Source organism: Grylomicrobium aquisgranense (assembly GCF_033971865.1).
Lineage (GTDB): Bacteria > Bacillota_I > Bacilli_A > Erysipelotrichales > Erysipelotrichaceae > Bulleidia > Bulleidia massiliensis.
Window position 1 is genome coordinate 1 of the sequence record NZ_JALBUR010000076.1, and the last position, 1,655, is coordinate 1,655.

1 protein-coding gene is annotated in these 1,655 nt (G+C 41.5%); it reads right to left on the minus strand.

What is annotated here, in order from left to right:
* Positions 1-229: 229 nt before the first annotated feature.
* Positions 230-1,534, minus strand: a complete 1,305-nt coding sequence (locus tag MOZ60_RS11480) for an IS4 family transposase (RefSeq protein WP_370596787.1) — start codon at positions 1,532-1,534, stop codon at positions 230-232.
* Positions 1,535-1,655: the final 121 nt, after the last annotated feature.

Consider the following 1,655-nt stretch of genomic DNA (forward strand, 5'->3'; position numbering starts at 1 on the left):
CAATGTCATTAAGATAAGCTCATGAAAGTGATATTGAGATTTTGACCCGTTAAGTTAAGAAGCTGGATGAAGAATAATAATGTTATTCTTCAGGACTCAGCTTCTTTTTTGTTCAGCTCTTAGAGGACAATCCAGAGGTTCTCGAAAAGAAGGCATGACGAAAACATCTTTTGAGCAATCTGTCACTTTATCATTGAATCCAAAGGCTGACCTCGTATAATGGAGTTGCTTAGGCAGCTCTATAGAGTGACAGTCTTGCTGGTTGTGACTTTATATTGCGCTTGAACTTTCTTCCTGGTCGTACGGGACTCAGGAAGTTTTTTATTCTGTCTATGAATGCTTTTGTCGTAATAAGCTTCTTCAGGAATAATCGCGCATTCGTAACGGCGGGCTTAAAAGCAATCTGATACGTCCATTTTCTGCCATCCTTTTCTACCGGCACAGCATTGATCAGAAGCTGGGTGTAGTTGTACATGATGAGAGCGGCATAGATTTCCTGTCTTGCGTTTTTCTGCTTGACTGAATTGAAGTAAACCATGTTTATATCGTATTTCAAGTGGCGGAATGCACCTTCAATCTCCCAGCGCATATGGTAAAGTTCCTTAAGCTCAGTGATGGAAAATTCATCTTTGGGCAGATTCGTAACCAGGCACTCATAAGTACCATCCGTGATTTTGAAGCGGGCGACACGGAAAGTCATATTGTAGAACGGATGATCAAAATCCAGATAACTGAAATTTACGTTTGATGGCAGGAATACGTATTTCTGCTTGTTTTGCTTGATCTCTTTCGTCTGGCTTCTTGTCAATATACGAGTGATATCTCGATCGAATTCTTCATCTGGCAGATCAATGGCAGATAAGATCCCGCTGCTGAATATATCCTTTATACGAATAGCGAAGTGAATGCTGTTTTCAAGCATATAGGCAAGCAGCTCATAGCTTTCGTAGCCGCGGTCAGCAGTAATAATCGTTTTGGCTGGAAGATCATGGGCTTTAAGCATATCAAGCAGAGCGCCTTTCTCATGAGACTTCTGTTTCGTATCTATCATAGCGTCTGTATATATGCGATTCAGAACGTCATACAGAGCATTGAGATGAAGCTGATTGTAGCCCTGGCTGTTCTCATCATTCTTCAGAAATGTCTCTGGATCATCAGGGTTATAAGGGATACGTACATCTGATCCATCACAAGCGAATACACGATAGCCTTTGAAGAATCTGGTTCCAGGAATGTTTTCAGTCATTAAGTGCATTACTCTTTCAAGAGCTTCGGGATCGAGCTTTGAACGCTGCTGGCAGAAAGCCGAAGCAGACGGCGGGACTTTGGAAACAAAGAAATCAGAGAGTTCCTGGTTTAATGCCTTGGCCTGTTTCTGGATAAGGAAGCGAATCAGAGTACCAGCGGGCAGTGCACGTATCCGAGTGAAGTCAACACCTGGCTGCGTACAATAGCAGCTTATATTTTGCTCGACCATATCAATGGCCTTAGCTAAAATGTCATCTACGCACTTAACAGAGTCAATGGAAATCATAGTGAATTTTTCCTCCTACAATTTCCTTCGGATTGTGTAAAAAAGGCTGATTTTTGGCTGTCAAGTATTTTTTTAGATAATCATCCAAAAAAATACGGACCCTTTTGGCCATCAAAAAAAA